At 35.6% G+C, this 18,722-nt stretch carries 16 protein-coding genes; 3 read left to right on the top strand and 13 right to left on the bottom strand.

What is annotated here, in order from left to right; translation table 11 throughout:
- Nucleotides 1-434 precede the first annotated feature (434 nt).
- The 6 genes from J8281_RS17410 to J8281_RS17385 form a co-directional block, all read right to left on the bottom strand.
- Entirely contained in the window at nucleotides 435-662 is a 228-nt protein-coding gene (locus tag J8281_RS17410) for a DUF2007 domain-containing protein (protein WP_210198939.1), read from the bottom strand.
- Between the two features lie 462 nt (nucleotides 663-1,124).
- Nucleotides 1,125-1,844, bottom strand: a complete 720-nt coding sequence (locus J8281_RS17405) for a hypothetical protein (protein WP_210198938.1) — start codon at nucleotides 1,842-1,844, stop codon at nucleotides 1,125-1,127.
- Nucleotides 1,845-2,151: 307 nt separating this feature from the next.
- Nucleotides 2,152-3,267, bottom strand: coding sequence for a 3-isopropylmalate dehydrogenase (leuB, locus tag J8281_RS17400; protein ID WP_210198937.1), 1,116 nt, complete (start codon nucleotides 3,265-3,267; stop codon nucleotides 2,152-2,154).
- A 62-nt stretch (nucleotides 3,268-3,329) separates the two neighbouring features.
- Nucleotides 3,330-3,917 (bottom strand): 3-isopropylmalate dehydratase small subunit, encoded by a 588-nt coding sequence (gene leuD / locus J8281_RS17395; RefSeq protein ID WP_210198936.1) that lies wholly within the window; start codon nucleotides 3,915-3,917, stop codon nucleotides 3,330-3,332.
- Nucleotide 3,918: 1 nt separating this feature from the next.
- A complete protein-coding gene (gene leuC, locus J8281_RS17390; protein ID WP_210198935.1) occupies nucleotides 3,919-5,301 on the bottom strand; it encodes a 3-isopropylmalate dehydratase large subunit in 1,383 nt (460 codons plus the stop codon).
- 180 nt (nucleotides 5,302-5,481) lie between these two features.
- Nucleotides 5,482-6,654: a 2-isopropylmalate synthase gene (locus J8281_RS17385; protein ID WP_210198934.1), complete on the bottom strand. Its 1,173-nt coding sequence runs from the start codon at nucleotides 6,652-6,654 to the stop codon at nucleotides 5,482-5,484.
- A 207-nt stretch (nucleotides 6,655-6,861) separates the two neighbouring features.
- Between J8281_RS17385 and J8281_RS17380 the strand changes: the two genes are divergently transcribed.
- A complete protein-coding gene (locus J8281_RS17380; protein ID WP_210198933.1) occupies nucleotides 6,862-8,406 on the top strand; it encodes a hypothetical protein in 1,545 nt (514 codons plus the stop codon).
- 5 nt (nucleotides 8,407-8,411) lie between these two features.
- A complete protein-coding gene (locus J8281_RS17375) occupies nucleotides 8,412-9,269 on the top strand; it encodes a DMT family transporter (RefSeq protein ID WP_210198932.1) in 858 nt (285 codons plus the stop codon).
- An 8-nt stretch (nucleotides 9,270-9,277) separates the two neighbouring features.
- Here the strand turns inward: J8281_RS17375 and J8281_RS17370 are convergent, their stop codons facing one another.
- From J8281_RS17370 to J8281_RS17350, 5 genes are all read right to left on the bottom strand, one after another.
- On the bottom strand, nucleotides 9,278-9,976 hold the full coding sequence (locus J8281_RS17370) for an RluA family pseudouridine synthase (RefSeq protein WP_210198962.1): 699 nt from the start codon (nucleotides 9,974-9,976) through the stop codon (nucleotides 9,278-9,280).
- 32 nt (nucleotides 9,977-10,008) lie between these two features.
- On the bottom strand, nucleotides 10,009-10,359 hold the full coding sequence (locus J8281_RS17365; protein WP_210198931.1) for a four helix bundle protein: 351 nt from the start codon (nucleotides 10,357-10,359) through the stop codon (nucleotides 10,009-10,011).
- Nucleotides 10,360-10,410: 51 nt separating this feature from the next.
- Nucleotides 10,411-11,229 (bottom strand): 3-methyl-2-oxobutanoate hydroxymethyltransferase, encoded by an 819-nt coding sequence (gene panB, locus J8281_RS17360; RefSeq protein ID WP_210198930.1) that lies wholly within the window; start codon nucleotides 11,227-11,229, stop codon nucleotides 10,411-10,413.
- A gap of 130 nt (nucleotides 11,230-11,359) precedes the next feature.
- Nucleotides 11,360-11,905 carry a hypothetical protein gene (locus J8281_RS17355; RefSeq protein ID WP_210198929.1) on the bottom strand — a complete coding sequence of 182 codons (546 nt, stop codon included), beginning with the start codon at nucleotides 11,903-11,905 and terminating at the stop codon, nucleotides 11,360-11,362.
- 349 nt (nucleotides 11,906-12,254) lie between these two features.
- Nucleotides 12,255-13,679 (bottom strand): L-serine ammonia-lyase, encoded by a 1,425-nt coding sequence (locus J8281_RS17350; protein ID WP_210198928.1) that lies wholly within the window; start codon nucleotides 13,677-13,679, stop codon nucleotides 12,255-12,257.
- A gap of 350 nt (nucleotides 13,680-14,029) precedes the next feature.
- Here J8281_RS17350 and dnaK point away from each other — a divergent pair, with 350 nt between their 5' ends.
- The gene (gene dnaK, locus J8281_RS17345) at nucleotides 14,030-15,943 is read left to right on the top strand and encodes a molecular chaperone DnaK (protein ID WP_210198927.1); all 1,914 of its coding nucleotides are present in this window, start codon (nucleotides 14,030-14,032) and stop codon (nucleotides 15,941-15,943) included.
- A gap of 412 nt (nucleotides 15,944-16,355) precedes the next feature.
- Here the strand turns inward: dnaK and ggt are convergent, their stop codons facing one another.
- Both ggt and J8281_RS17335 read right to left on the bottom strand, forming a co-directional pair.
- On the bottom strand, nucleotides 16,356-18,071 hold the full coding sequence (ggt, locus tag J8281_RS17340; protein ID WP_210198926.1) for a gamma-glutamyltransferase: 1,716 nt from the start codon (nucleotides 18,069-18,071) through the stop codon (nucleotides 16,356-16,358).
- Nucleotides 18,068-18,652, bottom strand: coding sequence for an ACP phosphodiesterase (locus tag J8281_RS17335; RefSeq protein WP_210198925.1), 585 nt, complete (start codon nucleotides 18,650-18,652; stop codon nucleotides 18,068-18,070). Before J8281_RS17335 ends, ggt begins: the two co-directional genes overlap by 4 nt.
- Between the last annotated feature and the right edge of the window lie 70 nt (nucleotides 18,653-18,722).

The raw sequence follows: 18,722 nt of genomic DNA, 5'->3' as shown, positions 1-18,722 counted from the left end.
ATTAACGCATTGTAACGTCACCTACTTATTTTTGTATCTGTTTTAACTTTTAATGCAGATCAAGAAGACTAAAGTCTTGATGAATTTTTGAAATACCTAAAGACTAGAAATCCGCCGTATCCAATAAAAAGAATAGTTACCACAGATTGCCAACTCCAGGTCGTTTCTGTTTGCCAGCGGTTAGATAGCTAAATTCATATAAAATAACATAAATCTTCATAGAAAAAATTTCGATTTTTTCGTTAAAAAGCCTCAGTGTAGCTAAGGCTATACCTACGTTTTTTGCCTCAAACTCTAAGTTTTTTCTTATAAATCTTATATGTCATTTTATATGAATTTAGCTATAAAATCGTAATCCTCCAAAAATGATGAGGGTAATGCCTATCATCAGGTCCCAGGTTTTTCGAGGTGATTTATCTTCGTTTTCCATGGTATTAAGAAAGACTTTTTTCAATAATAGGAAGCGCTTCTTCCATATCGTCTTCTTTAACAAAAAGTTGAATATGATCTGGTATACCACCACCAAAACCTGCCATCATTCCAGACTTCATGTCATCTCTTGTAATTGAATTGATACCGCTATCTTGAAGCAGGGTTTGCAAGAACTGAACATTGACTAAACTACCAGTATACACACGTTGATATTCGCTTTTAGGAAACATAAGTATTCGTTTACCCTAAAATTACAAAAGAAATACGAGTTAGTGTGAGTTACTTTGGAGCAATTTAACAAAGAGGCAAAACTATTTTTTGAAGTAAATGATAGTAACTCGATTGTTAATCTATTGATTTTCAAAAATCCTATTTTGTTTCAGTTATCTTACGCAAGGTCGAAAGAATATTTTTAGATGCATTAAACAGGTCTCGACAGAACCTGTACTGAGCTCTGATGAAGGGCTCGGCTAGACGGGCTCAAGTAAACGAATACTATTCAATAAAATAATAATCGAACTTGGATTATTAATGCGCATAATTCTCTGAGGTACTATCTCGAGTGTGGTGCGTGGACAATAAAACATTCAGAACCGAGAACAAAAATAAACAAGTAATGTAATTTAATGATGATTAGAGTGAAGCACTTTTATTCTCTTACTTCAATAGTACTAGCTTGGGTAATTTCTTTCTTAGGCATTAAAATATTTACTATTCCATATGGCCGGATTAAAATTCTTACCAAGGGCAAAACCGTAAAATATAACTACTGCTGCTACAGATTTAAACATAAAAAAGAAAACCATAATAAACGTAGAAGCATTATTATCTTTTGAAAATAACCCATCAGGAACCATAAATGTTAACAAAAGACTTACTAAAAAAGTAAGGCACACTAGGTTTTCAAAACTTTTAAAAGACCACATCATGATTTTACGCAAAGGATGTAGATCATTTCCCCATTTATGAACTAAGTAGAAATAATCATTTCCCATAGGAGCGAAAAGAAGGGGATCATCTGCATTTTCTAATTTAAAAAGCTTAGAGGGAGCAATAATTTTAAATCCTTTAAGTTCTGTCTCATGTTTTTTCTCTAAATCTTTGATCGCAGAAATAGCTGATTTTGGTAATTTACCCTTGAAATATTTGGCATCTAAAAAACGTAATCTATAATCGATACATATTTTTTTAATTTGATCAAGATGATAAATTTTTTCTGTCTCCAATTGATCAAAATCGAATATATTGACATCTGAATTGTCTACGGTATCCAGATTTTCTAAAATCCTTTCTTCGTGTAGTTGATCTCTTCTAAATATCTCTTGTACTTGATCTTTCCAGGTGGAAGCATCAAATTTTTTACTACGTAATTTATTAAGTCTGTGTTCAATGTTTGTTCTAGGAAGCATCATTTTCTTTTTCTTTAGCACCACTAAATTAAGAATTTGCGTTTAGCTTTGAAAATATTAACAGCTATAATGCTTTGAAATACAATTGTTTTAACTTTTGTTCAACAATACTACATCAAGTATTAGCTTGAAATCATACACTGTTTTTGATGCAATTAATTTAAAATAGGGATGCCAAGTACACTTTACACGTTAGAGACGCAATATCGTTCCTTATTTTGCAAATTAAACAATACTAACATACGCTTGATATTTCTTAGGGTTGGTAAACCACTACTCCTCAACTCAAAAAGCATATCATAAGTAAATGCTAGATAATGGTCGATTGCCCCATGTGAATATTTTCAAAATTCATATTCGAATCTTCTGGATTTAAAATGTAATCGGCTATAAAATCTCCTACTTTTTCTGTAGATAAAGGTTGATTAGTATTCAAATCTGGTGTTGTAATATGAAGTTCTAACGATTTTTCTACAGCATCTCTTATAGCCGTTGCCTCACCAACAAGATCAAAATGCTCTAATAACATAGCTGCAGATAAAATAGCAGCAATGGGATTGGCGATACCTTTTCCTGTGGCTTGTGGATAAGAGCCATGAATAGGTTCAAACATACAACATGAATTACCTACAGAGGCTGATGCGAGTAAACCGATGGATCCTCCAATAACACTAGCTTCGTCAGAGATAATATCTCCAAACATATTTTCTGTTAATAGTACATCAAACTGGCTTGGGTTCAAGATCATCTGCATTGCCGCATTGTCTACAAATAAGAAATCCAGAGATACATCTTTATATTCTTTGGCAATTTCAGTAACGACTTTTCTCCATAACCTGGAGGTTTCAAGTACGTTAGCTTTATCTACTAAGGTTAATTTTTTTCTTCGTTTTTGCGCGGCCCTAAAAGCAAGATGTGCTATTCGCTCGATTTCTTGTTTAGAATATTCACAAAGATCAGAGGCTACAGTACCTTCATCGTTAATTTCTTTTTTTCCAAAATAGATACCGCCCGTAAGTTCTCGATAAATAGAAATATCGGTACCTTCTATAATTTCTCGTTTAAGTGGAGATTTATCTATTAATGTAGTATAGGCTTTAACTGGTCTGATGTTAGCATAGAGGCCCAATTCTTTGCGTAATTTGAGCAATCCCTGCTCTGGTCGCACTTTGGCATTTGGGTTATTGTCGTATTTAGGGTCACCAATTGCCCCAAACAACACAGCATCGGTATTAGCACAAAGTTGTAAAGTTTCTTCAGGTAAAGGATCTCCTGTTTTGTCAATTGCAATAGCACCTACCAAAGCTTCTTTAAATAAAAAAGTATGATCAAAACTGTGTGCGATAGCTTCTAATGCTTTGATGGCTTGATTGGTCACTTCAGGGCCAATACCATCCCCCGATAATACTGCGATGTCTAATTTCATGTATACGTTATTTATTAACCTTAATTTCTATTTTTTATATAAAGTTTACGACAACCTGGCCCTTACGCATTACTATTTTCAAATTTCTCTATTGCTGCCCTATGACTAATTAAAAAATCAATGTCGTCATAACCGTTGAGAAGACATGTTTTTTTATAAGGATTGATCTCGAATTGTAAAGACGAATTCGATGTAAGATTCGTAATTTTTTCGTTTTCAAGATCAACTTCTATTTGCGTTTTAGGATCGGCTTTGATGGTGTCTAAAAGTTCTTTTAAATAGGCTGGGGTTACTTGTATGGGTAATACACCATTATTAAGTGCGTTTCCCTTGAAAATATCGGCAAAAAAACTCGACACTACAACTTTGAAACCATAGTCGTCTAACGCCCATGCGGCATGTTCTCGACTTGATCCGCAACCAAAATTATTTCCTGCTACCAAAATGCTACCACGATAGGTATCGTTGTTTAAAATAAATTTTTCGTTGATACTGCCATCTTTGTTATAGCGCCAGTCTCTAAACAAATTCTCTCCGAAACCAACTCTACTGGTCGCTTTTAAAAAACGAGCCGGAATGATTTGGTCTGTATCTACATTTTCAATAGGTAACGGTATTGCGGTGGATGTGAGTTTAGTGAACTTATCCATGTTAATTTAAATGTTTTGTGATATCAATAATTTTTCCTTCTATAGCGGTAGCTGCTGCAACTAATGGACTTGCTAATATTGTTCTTGAGCCTCGCCCTTGTCGTCCTTCAAAATTTCTGTTAGAAGTAGACACACAGTATTCACCTTCTGGAATTTTGTCATCGTTCATAGCCAGGCAAGCCGAACATCCCGGTTGTCGAAGTTGAAATCCGGCGTCTTCAAACACTTCTTTTAAGCCTTCTTCTACTATTTGCTGAGCCACTTGCTGAGAGCCCGGTACAAACCAGGCAGTAACATGGCCGGCTTTTTTCTTTCCTTTGATGTAATGTGCAGCCACTCTAAAATCTTCTATTCTACTATTGGTACAACTTCCTATAAAAACATAATTAATTTCCTTATTAATTAATGATTGTCCTTTCTGAAAATTCATATACGCCAGTGACTTTTCAAAAGAAGCGTCATTATCTGTAGGTATATGTTCTGAAATTTTAATACCCATCCCAGGGTTAGTGCCATAAGTAATCATCGGTTCTATATCAGTGGCATCAAAATGATACTCTTTATCAAAGACCGCACCTTCATCACTAGGTAAGGTCTTCCAATAGGCTACTTTTTGATCAAACTTTTTTCCTTTGGGAGCAAACTCTCTTCCTTTTAAATATTCGAATGTTGTCTCGTCTGGGGCAATCATCCCGCCTCGAGCTCCCATCTCTATGCTCATATTACAAACGGTCATTCTACCTTCCATAGACATTTCTTCAAATATATTTCCTGCGTATTCACAAAAATATCCAGTACCCGCATTTGTGCCTAGCTTAGCAATAATATAAAGAATCACATCTTTAGGTAGCACTCCTGGTTTCAGTTTTCCATTTACATTTACTCGAAGGCTTTTCGGTTTTTGTAGCAATAAACTTTGACTAGCAAAAACCTGAGCAACTTGGCTTGTGCCAATGCCAAAGGCAATACTTCCAAAGGCTCCATGAGTAGAGGTGTGACTATCTCCACAAACCATTGTCATTCCTGGTTGTGTAATTCCTAATTCAGGAGCCATGACGTGAACAATACCATTGTATTTATGACCTAAGCCATAGAGGGTAATGTTGTTTTTTCTACAATTTTCGGTAAGTTGTAGTACTTGATTTCTGGATAATTCGTCTTTAATGGGTAAATGTTGATCTACCGTAGGCGTGTTGTGATCTGCTGTAGCTACAACTTGATCAGGCCTAAAAATAGAAATACCACGTTGTTCTAACTCTGCAAAAGCCTGCGGACTGGTAACTTCGTGTATTAAATGTTTATCAATATAGAGTATCTGCGGGCCGCTCTCGATTTCTTTGATTACGTGGGCATCCCAAACTTTATCAAATAATGTCTTTTTCATATTTTATATCAAAAAAAGAATAGTATATTTCCTTTTGAGGTAAATCCATGTTTATAGTTATTTTATCAATTTTGTTTGGCAACATGAGTACGTTTCTAAGTATTAGTGCTGTAGCTGATTAGTACTCGGTTGTCGTGATTTAAATGATCAGAGAATGACTTTTCCCTGAGGTTGTTCATTTTAGGCAACCGCAGCCGATGTAACTTTGGTATTTTTCATAATTTGATGTATATCTTCATCAACCACTTCTTTCTTGGTGTCAGCAAAATCTAAAAATTCTTTATACACTTTATCTAATTGAAGTTTTGTTAATTCATATCCAATTTTCTTTGCTCTATAGGCCAGCGCAGCTCTACCACTTCTAGCGGTAAGTACAATCGCAGATTCTGTGACACCAACTTCTGCAGGATCGATGATTTCATAGGTCTCCCTGTTCTTGATAACGCCGTCCTGATGGATTCCAGAGCTGTGTGCAAAAGCATTAGCACCAACAATAGCCTTATTGGGTTGTACTACCATTCCCATTTTTTCAGAAACCATTTTACTGGTATCGTATAATAATTTGGTATTAATATTAGTGTTCAAATCCAGATAAGGATGCTGATTCATTATCATCACTACTTCTTCGAGAGCAGTATTTCCTGCACGCTCACCGATACCATTGATGGTACATTCAATTTGTCTGGCTCCATGGATAACACCTGCTATAGAATTGGCAGTCGCCAACCCCAAATCGTTATGACAATGACATGAGATAATCACCTTGTCAATCCCCCTAACGTTTTCTTTGAGATATTTAATTTTGGCTCCGTATTCTTCGGGTAAACAATATCCTGTAGTATCAGGAATATTAAGAACGGTAGCCCCGGCTTTAATCATGGCTTCACAAACCCGGGCTAGAAATTCATTATCGGTACGACCAGCATCTTCAGCATAAAATTCTACATCTTCTACAAAGGATTTGGCATAAGCAACAGCCGCAGCGCCACGTTCTATGACTTTATCTTGAGTGGACTTAAATTTATATTTTATATGCGATTCTGAAGTGCCAATACCGGTATGTATTCTTGGTTTTTTAGCATAACGAAGAGCCTCGGCGGCAACTTTGATATCGTTTTCTACAGCTCTTGTTAATCCGCAAACCGTAGCATTTTTTACTAGTTTAGCAATTTCGGTAACTGAAGAAAAATCCCCTGGACTAGAGACCGGAAATCCTGCTTCGATAACATCTACGCCCAAGAGATCAAGTCGTTCTGCTATAATTAGTTTTTGCTCGGTATTGAGCTTACAGCCAGGGACTTGTTCGCCATCTCTTAATGTGGTATCGAATATTTGGACTTTATTATCGCTCATGAAAATTAGTAGTGTTATAGGTTCGACATACTTCAGAAATTATCTTCTTTAAAAATATTCTTAACAAGATGTTTCTTAAATCACTTACGAATTTATATTTTGGGATTTCAAAAAGGAAGTATTACACGATTGGATTTACAATGCTAAACTATTTTAATAGAAACGCAACTTTCTTTTAATCAAATAATTAAGATGTAATTTCTTACAATGACTACAGATCAAAAAGATCCTTTGTTTGTTTTGGTAAAGTCACTTTCTAAATCAGAAAAGAGACAATTTAAAGTATATGTGGGTCGATTAGGTGTAAATACCGATTCCAAATTTCTGGCATTATTCAATCATCTGGATAAAAGTGATGCTTTGGATGAAGAACTAATTATAAAAAGAGGTATCGTAAAGAAGCAACAGCTATCTAATTTGAAAGCTCACCTATACAAACAAATTTTGATTAGTTTGCGATTGAGTCCGCTACACCAAAATGTACGATCTCAAATTAGAGAACAATTGGACTTTGCTTCTATATTGTATCATAAAGGTTTGTATAAACAAAGCTTAAAAATTTTGGAAAAAGCAAAAACCCAGGCCAAAGAGAATGAAGAACATAATATTGCTTATGAAATTGTTGAATTAGAAAAAATTATCGAAACCCAATACATCACGCGAAGTATTAATAGTAGGGCAGACGAGTTGACCGTTGAAGCTAAAATGTTGAGCATGAAAAATGTGCTTACCAGTAAATTATCAAACCTATCGCTACAGTTATATGGTTTAATGTTAAAAAGCGGTTATGTTCGAAATGATAAAGAGCATACGATAATCACCAATTATTTTAATAGTAAGCTTCCTACCTATGATTGGGGGCTGTTGGGTTTTAGAGAAAAATTATGGTTATATAAAGCGCATTTGTGGTATAGTTTTATTATTCAGGATTTTTTGTCATGTTATAAATATTCTAAGAAATGGGTAGATCTTTTCTACGAGAGTCCAAAAATGATGATCCAGAATCCTGTATTTTTTTTAAGAGGAAATCATTATTTATTAGAGTCACTGTATCTAATCAAAGATAAAACCCAATTAAAATCAACCCTAACACGATTTGAAGAATCGATCACTCGTGATACGTTTCCAAAAGATGACAATATTGAAGTATTGTCGTTTCAATTTATTTATAACAATCGATTAAATATTCATTTCTTAGAGGGTACTTTTGAAGAAGGTGAATACCTGGTAAAAGAAATACTGCAGGGTATCGAAAGCTACAAAAACCGAATTGATGATCATCATATTATGGTTTTATATTATAAAATTGGATGTCTATACTTCGGAATGGGAAATCACAAAAAATGTATCGAGTATCTCAACAAAATAATTAATAACCGATCCTTGAAAATGCGAGAGGACTTAATGTGTTTTTCTCGTGTATTGAGTCTGGTCGCACATTACGAAGCAGGAATGGATTACCGACTAGAAAATCAATTAAAAAAAACATACCGATTTTTGATTAAAATGAACGATTTGCATGAAGTACAGAAAGAGATGATAAAATTTTTGAAAAACTTGGGGGATATTTATCCACATCAAATTAAGGATGAGTTTAAAAAACTGCACAAGACCTTAAAACAATATGAAAATCACCCGTACGAAAAACGGTCATTTTTATATTTGGATATATTATCCTGGTTAGAAAGTAACATCTACAATCGACCTGTTGCAGCTATCATCAAAGAAAAATCTCAAAAATTAATGCGCTAATTTAGATGATTAAAAATGTGCACGTTCGTGATATTATCGAATTAAATGTTGCCATGATATGCATAAGCACTTCTGGTGCTTTAGGGCGATATATCGATATGCCCGTACCTGTAATTATAGGTTTTCGAGCACTACTGGCCGGAGTATTGCTTTTTCTTTTTTGTAAATGGAAAAAAGTTTCTTTTAGAACAAAAAGTAAAGATAGACCTATGATCATTCTTAGCGGTATATTAATGGGGTTGCATTGGATTACCTATTTTTATGCACTTAAATTATCCAATGTAGCAATTGGGATGTTGTCTATATTTACGTATCCGGTAATTACAGCATTGCTAGAACCCATACTTTTAAAGACGAAATTTGAAAAAATACACCTATTACTTACATTATTGGTTCTAATAGGTATTTATTTTCTGGTCCCTGACTTAAATTTTGAAGATTCTTATACAAAAGCAGTAATTCTGGGTGTTATTTCGGCACTATGTTATGCATTGCGAAATATTATTATGAAGACCAAGGTAGGAGATTACAACGGGTCGGTATTAATGTGGTATCAACTGGTAGTTGTAAGTATTGTTTTGTTTCCGTTCTTATGTATTGCTGATAGTTCTGGAATCCAGGAACAATGGCTGCCCACCTTAACATTAGCATTGCTAACTACGGCAATCGGTCATACATTATTCTTAAATAGTTTTAAACGATTTTCGATTACAACAGCGAGCATTATTAGTAGTGTACAACCCGTATATGGTATTATTATCGGAATGATATTTTTAAATGAGATTCCGGTATTATCAACTATAATTGGCGGAGTTTTAATTTTAACCTCCGTAGTTATTGAAAGTATACGAACTTATAACTGATTTTTGCTCTAGAGTAAACAATTATCCCAAATAGGATCGGGTGGAGGCGGAGCAACAATTATAAGTGGCTCCTTTTTTACAGGATGAATAAAGCTTAGTCTTCTGGCATGAAGATGAATACTTCCATCTTTGTTGCTTCGATCTGCACCGTATTTTAAGTCTCCTTTAATGTGGCAACCTATTGATGAAAGTTGCGATCGTATTTGATGATGACGCCCCGTATGAAGCTCTATTTCTAATAGATAATAGTGATCTAATTTTTTAATCATTCTATAGTCAAGACTTGCCTTTTTACTGTTGGGTACTTCATTTTTGTGAGCGTATGATTTATTTTGTTTAGGATTTCGTTTTAACCAATGTACAAGAGTGTCATGTGCTTTGGGAGGTTGGTTTTTTACAACTGCCCAATAGGTTTTTTGTACTTCTTTGTTTGCAAATAGTTGATTAAGTCTGGATAACGCTTTGCTGGTTCGTGCAAAAACTACGATACCACTAGTGGGGCGATCTAAGCGATGTACAACACCTAGATAGGCAGCTCCGGGTTTATTGTATTTTTTGGCGATGTATTCTTTAACAACTTCGCTTAATGGTGCGTCGCCGGTTTTGTCTCCCTGTACAATATCTCCTGGGCGTTTATTAACGATGATGATGTGATTATCTTCATAAAGAATCTGAAGATTGTTTTTATTTGAAAGTGTTTTAGACATTTTAGATTTCTTGGATCGACTAGATTGTTGGATCATTTCAAAGTAGAATTGAATTTTGAAGTCATTTTAATGATAGATTCTAATTCTTTTGAAAGTGAATTTAACTGTTCTTTATTTATGAATTCTAAATCATAAGAAATTAACAATTGTGTTTCTATTTCATAAGCCGAGCCTAAAGTAATTTGAAGAAACCTTGAAAAATCTTTATTTGATTTTCTTGAAGAACCCTCGGCAATATTAGAAGGAATAGAAACAGCAGCCCTGCGTAATTGATTTGTAATTTCAAATTTTTCTGATTCTGGAAATTTAGAAGTTGTACTATATATTTTTGAACAAAACTTTCTGCTTTTTTTCCAAATTTCTAGATCTTTAAATCGATGCATAACAATAACTCTAAGAAATCCAACTCATCAAAATATCGAATTAGTCCAGAACTAATACTGCTCATTCTCATTAGGAAAATCAACAGCTTTCACATCGGTAACATATTGTTTAAATGCATCTGTCATTTCAGAATATAGATCTAAATAGCGTCTTAAAAATCTTGGATTAAATTCATGCGTCATACCTAACATATCATGAGTTACCAATACTTGTCCGTCTACACCATTACCTGCACCTATCCCTATAATAGGAATGGTAAGTTTTTCTGCTACCTTTTTGGCAAGTTGGGCAGGAACCTTTTCTAAAACAACAGCAAAGCATCCTATTCTTTGTAGCATCAACGCATCGTCTATTAACTTTTCAGCCTCTTGTTCTTCTTTTGCTCGTACGGTATAGGTTCCAAATTTATATATGGATTGAGGGGTTAATCCAAGATGTCCCATAACGGGAATCCCTGCATTCAAAATTCTTTTAATTGATTCTTTGATCTCTTTTCCACCTTCCATTTTGACCGCATGAGCTCCTGATTCTTTCATGATACGTATAGCCGATCGCAGCGCTTCTTTAGGGTCACTTTGGTAGCTTCCAAAAGGGATATCCACCACAATAAGTGCCCGTTCTATGGCTCGAATTACCGATGAGGCATGATAAATCATTTGGTCTAGCGTTATGGGTAGCGTCGTTTCGTGACCCGCCATTACGTTTGAAGCAGAGTCACCTACCAAAATGACATCAACCCCTGCACCGTCTACGATTTTTGCCATTGTATAATCGTACGCGGTAAGCATTGATATTTTTTCACCATAAGATTTCATCTCTACCAGAGATTTTACCGTAACCCGCTTATAATCCTTTTTTGCCGTTGACATTGATAACTATTTAGTTAATGACTACAAAAGTAAGCATTTACCAATATCGTAACAAGCATAAGTTATATTTGATAGTTTAACATTTTTACTAACTTCGTATACTATGATCAAAATTCAAATTCTTATTCAACTAATCAAGAATATAGGTTTCTTTTTTAGGTTGAAAAATTTCGTTTTCAAGATTTTGATATTTTTTAAGTAGTTCTATATTTATAGAAAATTTTTCACGTAGATGTCCTATTTTTTCATCTAGGTGCTCTTCAAAACAAAATGCATCAATATTAGGGGATTTCATTTCTTTTGCAGCATTAATACCAAGGTTAAATACTTTTATTTCCTTAGCATTAAATTTGTATATTTTTGGATAAATATACATCGAGAAGAACTTAAAAATTAGTATTTCATATTTTTTTAGGTTCGGATTACTTCCCATAGTGAAACCTATAACGAAAGCTTCATCTCTTTCTGAGAGTCCTCTTCCTAATAATGCATGAATGCAATCGTGATCAAAAAGATTTACTGCTCCGGTTAAAGCTAAAGGAGATTTAGGATTTTCTAATACTCTGATTATCCAAGGGATTTGATTTTGAGAAAAGCCTTCAAGACTACTCATAACTGACCTTAAAGAGCAATTATTATTATCTACTCCTGGATTCCACGGTTTTGGTTTTTTCATTTTTTTTGGGGTTGAGGTTTTTTTGACCTTCAAAATGAATTAAAAATCTAAATATGTTTCATAATGCAGAAAAGTATATATTATTGTGTTTGATAGTTTGAAATAAGGACCTGAAACCCTTAATTTTGATTTGTTAGCTGCAGTATATATTGAAGAAATGAAATTGTGAAGTAATATTTAACCTCCTTAAGTTTATGCTTATTTTTTTGGAAAACTGGAAGTTCTACTAGTCTATTTTTTAATATACCTTTCTTATAATGTATTGAAGCTTGTGCTAAAACAAGTTTTAAATACATACGATTAGAAATAGTATTAAAAAATATTTTATGTTAGATAATAAACAGGATAATTAGCAATCACTCAAGCTCACTTTCACCGCTAAACCACCTTCACTGGTTTCTTTATATTTGGTATTCATGTCTTGAGCGGTTTCCCACATCGTTTCAATAACTTTGTCTAAGGGAACCTTGGCGTTTGCAGCATCGGTATCCAAAGCCATTTCACAAGCATTGATCGCTTTTATTGCACCCATAGCATTTCGTTCTATACATGGTACTTGAACCAAGCCAGCAATCGGGTCACAGGTTAGTCCCAAATGATGTTCCATAGCAATTTCGCTCGCCATAAGGACTTGCTCGGGAGTTCCTCCCATTAATTCTGTAAGAGCACCTGCAGCCATTGCAGATGAAACACCAATTTCTGCCTGGCAGCCTCCCATAGCAGCCGAAATAGTAGCTCCTTTTTTAAACAAACTGCCTATTTCTCCGGCTACGAGCATAAATTGTTTGATATCATCAAAGTTGGCATCATGATTTTCAATAACCATATAATACATCATTACTGCCGGTATAACGCCTGCACTACCATTAGTGGGCGCAGTTACCACTCTACCTAAAGATGCATTAACCTCATTTACGGCCAGAGCAAAACATGAGACCCATTTAAGGATTTGTCTAAATTTTACTTCGGTATCTCGAATTGCTTCAATCCATTCTTGTGGAGAATTGTACGAAGTAGTACCGATTAATCTTTTGTGGCTATCAAAAGCTCTGCGACGAACATTGAGTCCACCAGGTAAGGTTCCTTCCGTATGGCAACCAATGTACATAGATTCTAGCATCACATTCCATACCTCAGAAATTCTCTTGTTAATCTCATCATCAGTACACAATGATCGTTCGTTTTCTAAGACAATCTCAGATACTTTTTTCTTATGTGTAGCGCAATATGCCAGAAGATCAGTAGCTTTTTGTACAGGTAGCGGAAATTTTTTAAACTCAGAAAGTTTCTTTTTCTTTCTTTTTCGTTCTTCTTTTACTACAAAACCACCACCAATAGAATAAAAAGAAGATGATGTAAAGCTTCCGTTTGTTAACGTTGCATAAAAAGTAATGGCATTAGGATGAAACTTCTTAAACTCTTTATTAAAAACAATATGTTTGTCTGGATCAAAAGCTAAAGATAGTTCTCCATTTAAATTGAGTTGTTTAGAATTTTGAATATTTTCAATGATGGTATTAATAGAAGATACATCAATAGTTTCGGGATCATAACCACACAACCCTAAAATAACAGCAATATCGGTTGCATGACCTTTTCCGGTTAGTGATAGCGAACCATAAAGATCTATTTTAATAGACGTAATTGATGTGAATTGTTTGTCTTTTTTCAATTCTGCAATCCATCTGCGTCCGGCGCGCCAGGGACCTAACGTATGAGAACTCGAAGGGCCAACCCCTATTTTTAACATATCAAAAATACTAATGCATTCCATTATTGATAATCATTAAAATTAGTGGCGGTAAATATAGTTTTTTGATCACAAAGAACACTGTTTTTTATAGAATACTTGAGGTTGTAGTTTGTGAGTTTTTGAGTTTGTGAGTAGATGAGTGATTGAGTAGTTGAGTATTTAGTTTGATGTTGATGAAATACATCATTAGATTCCCTCCTTGAGGAGGGTCAGGGAGGTGTTTTTTAATTTAGAATTCAGAATTATGAAATGAAAAATGCGAAAAACACCTAACACCTAATAATGACATCCTGTCATACAAAAAGCAATGGCATAATCATTGACCTGATACGTGTAAATCATTAGAAACAAAATAACAATTACGTATAAAGATGAGTAAAATAATAGGAATAGACTTAGGGACAACCAACTCGTGTGTTTCTGTAATGGAAGGAAACGAGCCTGTAGTAATCCCTAATGCTGAAGGAAAAAGAACGACCCCCTCTGTAATAGCTTTTGTAGAAGGAGGAGAAATTAAAGTAGGAGATCCTGCAAAACGCCAGGCGGTTACTAACCCTACCAAAACAATCTCTTCTATTAAGAGATTTATGGGAAATAAGTTTTCTGAATCTGCAAAAGAAGCCGAAAGAGCTGCGTATAAAGTAGTTAAAGGAGATAATGATACTCCACGTGTTGATATAGATGGGCGTTTGTATACACCTCAGGAATTATCTGCGATGACACTTCAAAAAATGAAGAAAACGGCAGAAGATTACTTAGGGCAAGATGTGTCTAGAGCTGTAATTACGGTACCGGCATATTTTAATGATGCGCAACGTCAGGCAACCAAAGAAGCAGGAGAGATTGCAGGTTTAAAAGTAGAGCGAATTATCAACGAACCTACAGCCGCTGCGTTAGCTTATGGGTTAGATAAAAAGGGTACAGATCAAAAGATCGTAGTTTTCGATTTTGGAGGAGGTACTCATGATGTATCTATCTTAGAGTTAGGAGATGGTGTATTTGAAGTATTGGCTACAGATGGAGATACGCATTTAGGTGGTGATGATGTAGACCAAAAAATAATTGATTGGTTAGCTGAAGAATTTAAAGCCGACGAGAATATGGATCTACGTCAAGATCCTATGGCTTTACAACGTCTTAAAGAAGCAGCAGAAAAAGCAAAAATAGAGTTATCATCTTCTGCACAGACTGAAATCAACTTACCTTATGTAACGGCTACTTCTAGTGGACCAAAACACTTGGTAAGAACCTTAAGCAGATCAAAATTTGATCAGTTGATCGACGATTTAGTAAAACGTACTATCGAGCCTTGTCGTACTGCGCTTAAAGCCGCAGGTTTATCAACAAGTGACATAGACGAAATTATATTGGTAGGTGGATCTACTCGTATTCCTGCAGTTCAAGAAGCTGTAGAGAAGTTTTTTGGTAAAGCGCCTAGTAAAGGAGTAAACCCAGACGAGGTTGTAGCCGTAGGTGCAGCTATTCAAGGGGGGGTATTAACAGGTGATGTTAAAGATGTACTGTTATTAGACGTAACTCCGCTTTCTCTGGGTATCGAGACCATGGGGAATGTAATGACCAAACTTATAGAGGCAAATACGACGATCCCGACTAAAAAATCACAGATATTTTCGACAGCTGCTGATAACCAGCCGTCGGTAGAGATTCATGTGTTACAGGGAGAGCGTCCTATGGCAGCCGATAACAAAACTATTGGTCGTTTTCACTTAGATGGAATTCCGCCGGCACAAAGAGGTACACCACAAATTGAAGTAACATTTGATATTGATGCCAATGGTATCATCAAGGTTTCTGCAACTGATAAAGCGACTAACAAGTCTCAAGACATTCGTATCGAAGCCTCTTCTGGATTAACAGAAGAAGAAATCGAGAAAATGAAGCAGGAAGCCGAAGCCAATGCTGAAGCTGATAAAGCGGCAAAAGAAACAGCAGACAAGCTTAATGAAGCCGACGGAATGATTTTCCAAACGGAAAAGCAGTTAGCTGAATTTGGAGATAAATTGTCTGAAGATAAGAAAAAGCCAGTCGAAGAAGCTTTAGCAGAATTGAAGAAAGCGTATGAGTCTAAAGACCTTGCCGTTATTCAACCGGCACTTGATAAGCTAAATGAAGCCTGGAAAGTGGCAAGCGAAGAAATGTACAAAGCGCAAGCTGAAGCACAACAAGGTGGGCAACCAGGTCCTGATGCAGGTACAGATTCGTCATCTGGTGGAGGATCAGAAGGAAGCGATGTAGAAGATGTAGACTTTGAAGAAGTGAAGTAGTGAAGTAGTCTACAGTTACGAAGTACAAAGTTCAATACTAAAAACGCAGATAACCTTATGTTATCTGCGTTTTTTTGTTTAAGTAAACAAAAAATGACTGCTTTTTATTTGAGCAATTTTAAAGTAGAACTGGTATAAAACAAAATTTATCAAAAAGATCTCGACCAAACAGACGAAAGCAAATAGATAGTATTCAACAAAACAATAATTGAACTCAGCCTATTTAAGGAGATTTTACATTCAAATTATCAAAATTTTGTTTCTAAGCCCCCGTTTTTAGAAACTATATTTATACTATTGCATATAGGTTAAAGCCTGGTAGCGTTGATCTTAAGGGCTTTAGCGCTTATCTTTACCCAAAATTGGCATGATTTTTTTTTAGTGGGGGTCATAAATTTCATGACTTATGTACTCAAAACCCTACAGCCGTATCATCCCCACGCTTATCGGCACCTCCTTCTAACGTACCATCGGGCAATACCAAAATACCATCTACTTTACCTAAGATACGTGATTGTTCCTCGCTACTATGATAGCCCTTTGCTCGTAAACTATCTAAAAGCTGATGATCAAAACTATTGGGCTCAAAAACTATGACATCGGGTAACCATTGGTGGTGAAAACGGGGAGCATTCACAGCATCTTGCATCGTCATTCCAAATTCTTTTACATTCAGTATGGTTTGCAATACCGAGGTGATGATCGTAGAACCTCCGGGAGTTCCTACAGACATCCATAATTTTCCGCTTTTTTCGACAATGGTTGGTGTCATCGAACTTAGCATTCGTTTTTCTGGAGCAATCGAATTGGCAGCTGCACCAATTAATCCAAACATATTAGGGATTCCGGGTTTGGTGCTAAAATCATCCATCTCGTTATTTAGAAAAGTACCCACTTCAGGAACATATAATTTTGATCCATAGGCGCCATTAAGCGTTACTGTGGCTGAGACAGCATTTCCAAAAGGATCAATAATAGAGTAGTGGGTAGTTTCATCACTTTCATAACCGGTAATAAGGCCACAATTAATTGCTGACGAATCCGTAGCTTCATCAAAAGTAAAATCATCCATTCTCCCAGATAAATAAGCCTTGCTTAGTAAAGTATCTATCGGAATGTTGGTAAAATCGGGATCTCCCAGGTAAAAACTACGATCTGCATACGCCCGTCGTTCAGCTTCGGTAATTACTTGAATGGTTTTACACTGATTATGTCGGTATTTAGAAATAGGGTAGGGTTCAATCATTTTCATAATTTGAGCAAGACAAACACCACCGCTAGAAGGGGGTGACATAGAAATAATAGACAGGTCTCTATACGTAAATTGAATGGGTGCTCTCCATTTGGCTTCATATTTAGATAAATCTTCCATAGTAATAATACCACCATGGTCTTGTATGCGTTTCACCAGTTTTTTCCCTGTTTCGCCTTTATAAAATTCATCTTTTCCGTTTAAGATGATACGCTTTAAGGTTTTTGCGAGAGTTTTGTTTTTTATGGTATCACCTGTTTTATATGCTTTTGCCCACACTATAGTGTCTCGATTTACGTCGACAAACAAATCTCTATACGCATCAAAACGTGCTTTTTGCTTTTCGGTAACAATAAATCCTTTTTCAGCTAAATGAATGACCGGACTCAAAATTTCGTCGATAGACAAACTTCCAAATTTATTGTGCACCGCAAATAAACCCGCAACAGTACCGGGAACTCCAATGGCAAGAGCACCTATCGTACTTTTATCGGGAATGGGGTTACCCTTTTCATCAAGATACATATTTTTTGAAGCTGCCAAGGGCGCTTTTTCGCGATAATCCAATGCGCCGGTTTCTCCCGTATGTTTTCTATACACCATAAATCCGCCACCGCCAAGACTTCCAGCAAAAGGATAGCTCACTGCCAAAGCCATTTCTGTTGCGATCATAGCATCAAAAGCATTGCCCCCTTTCTTCATGATGTCTGCTCCGATTTTTGATGCTTCTTTACGGGCAGAAACCACCATGGCTTTTTGAGCAATCAGACCACGAACGGGTGGGTAAGATTTAGGCTTCTCTTTTGTGGTAGTTGTACAGGATACTACAAGTAGTGTGATCGACACCATTAATATAATCTTATGCCTTGGGATCATAGTTTTTTTATTTCAGTATGTGTAAAGTGCTCGAGTTCTTTAAAAAAAGAATGAAATTCCCTATCAAAATCAGTATAAAATTGTTCAAGTTCTACAACCGCCAAATTCATTTTAGATCGATTTTTTGTTCTTCGATTCATTCCTGAAAGTACTTCACCAATACCAGAAATAGACGCATAACTTAATAACCAGTTATCCCGAATCATATACGGAAGAAAATTTTGAATTCGATCGGGTAGCAGTTCATAATGTTCATTGAGCAAACCATAAAAATTAACACTAAACTTTAGTAAAGGAGTGTCTGAGTATTGATTCCAATTGGCAGCAAGAAAGTGATCGTAAAGGATGTCTACAATTACTGAACTGTACCGACCATATTTAGGATATAGCCTGGCAATACTCTGTTTTACAATGTTGTGAGAGTCGGTGTATGCATCAATTTTACGGTGCAGTATTATACCTTGAGCAATACGCTCTGGATAATTCAAAAACTTTTTGCCTTTTACCGAGTCTGCTATAAAGTTACCTATTTGAAGTTGTTGATCTTCACCAGAAAGATAGATATGGGCTAAGAAATTCATTAGTGAAATGTACAACTTTTTGAGAAGTATCGCTAGGTCAATTTGATATTAGCGATGCATGTTGTTTTTT

Origin of the sequence: Aquimarina sp. U1-2, from assembly GCF_017897595.1 — a bacterium.
In the GTDB taxonomy this organism is placed as follows: Bacteria; Bacteroidota; Bacteroidia; order Flavobacteriales; family Flavobacteriaceae; genus Aquimarina.
This window is presented reverse-complemented; position numbering and strand designations above follow the sequence as displayed.

Excerpts from the sequence above, each read along its gene's own strand:
- J8281_RS17410 (WP_210198939.1), bottom strand. The coding sequence starts at position 662 with ATGTTTCCTAAAAGCGAATATCAACGTGTGTATACTGGTAGTTTAGTC.
- J8281_RS17405 (WP_210198938.1), bottom strand. The coding sequence starts at position 1,844 with ATGATGCTTCCTAGAACAAACATTGAACACAGACTTAATAAATTACGT.
- leuB (WP_210198937.1), bottom strand. The coding sequence starts at position 3,267 with ATGAAATTAGACATCGCAGTATTATCGGGGGATGGTATTGGCCCTGAA.
- leuD (WP_210198936.1), bottom strand. The coding sequence starts at position 3,917 with ATGGATAAGTTCACTAAACTCACATCCACCGCAATACCGTTACCTATT.
- leuC (WP_210198935.1), bottom strand. The coding sequence starts at position 5,301 with ATGAAAAAGACATTATTTGATAAAGTTTGGGATGCCCACGTAATCAAA.
- J8281_RS17385 (WP_210198934.1), bottom strand. The coding sequence starts at position 6,654 with ATGAGCGATAATAAAGTCCAAATATTCGATACCACATTAAGAGATGGC.
- J8281_RS17380 (WP_210198933.1), top strand. The coding sequence starts at position 6,862 with ATGACTACAGATCAAAAAGATCCTTTGTTTGTTTTGGTAAAGTCACTT.
- J8281_RS17375 (WP_210198932.1), top strand. The coding sequence starts at position 8,412 with ATGATTAAAAATGTGCACGTTCGTGATATTATCGAATTAAATGTTGCC.
- J8281_RS17370 (WP_210198962.1), bottom strand. The coding sequence starts at position 9,976 with ATGTCTAAAACACTTTCAAATAAAAACAATCTTCAGATTCTTTATGAA.
- J8281_RS17365 (WP_210198931.1), bottom strand. The coding sequence starts at position 10,359 with ATGCATCGATTTAAAGATCTAGAAATTTGGAAAAAAAGCAGAAAGTTT.
- panB (WP_210198930.1), bottom strand. The coding sequence starts at position 11,229 with ATGTCAACGGCAAAAAAGGATTATAAGCGGGTTACGGTAAAATCTCTG.
- J8281_RS17355 (WP_210198929.1), bottom strand. The coding sequence starts at position 11,905 with ATGAAAAAACCAAAACCGTGGAATCCAGGAGTAGATAATAATAATTGC.
- J8281_RS17350 (WP_210198928.1), bottom strand. The coding sequence starts at position 13,679 with ATGGAATGCATTAGTATTTTTGATATGTTAAAAATAGGGGTTGGCCCT.
- dnaK (WP_210198927.1), top strand. The coding sequence starts at position 14,030 with ATGAGTAAAATAATAGGAATAGACTTAGGGACAACCAACTCGTGTGTT.
- ggt (WP_210198926.1), bottom strand. The coding sequence starts at position 18,071 with ATGATCCCAAGGCATAAGATTATATTAATGGTGTCGATCACACTACTT.
- J8281_RS17335 (WP_210198925.1), bottom strand. The coding sequence starts at position 18,652 with ATGAATTTCTTAGCCCATATCTATCTTTCTGGTGAAGATCAACAACTT.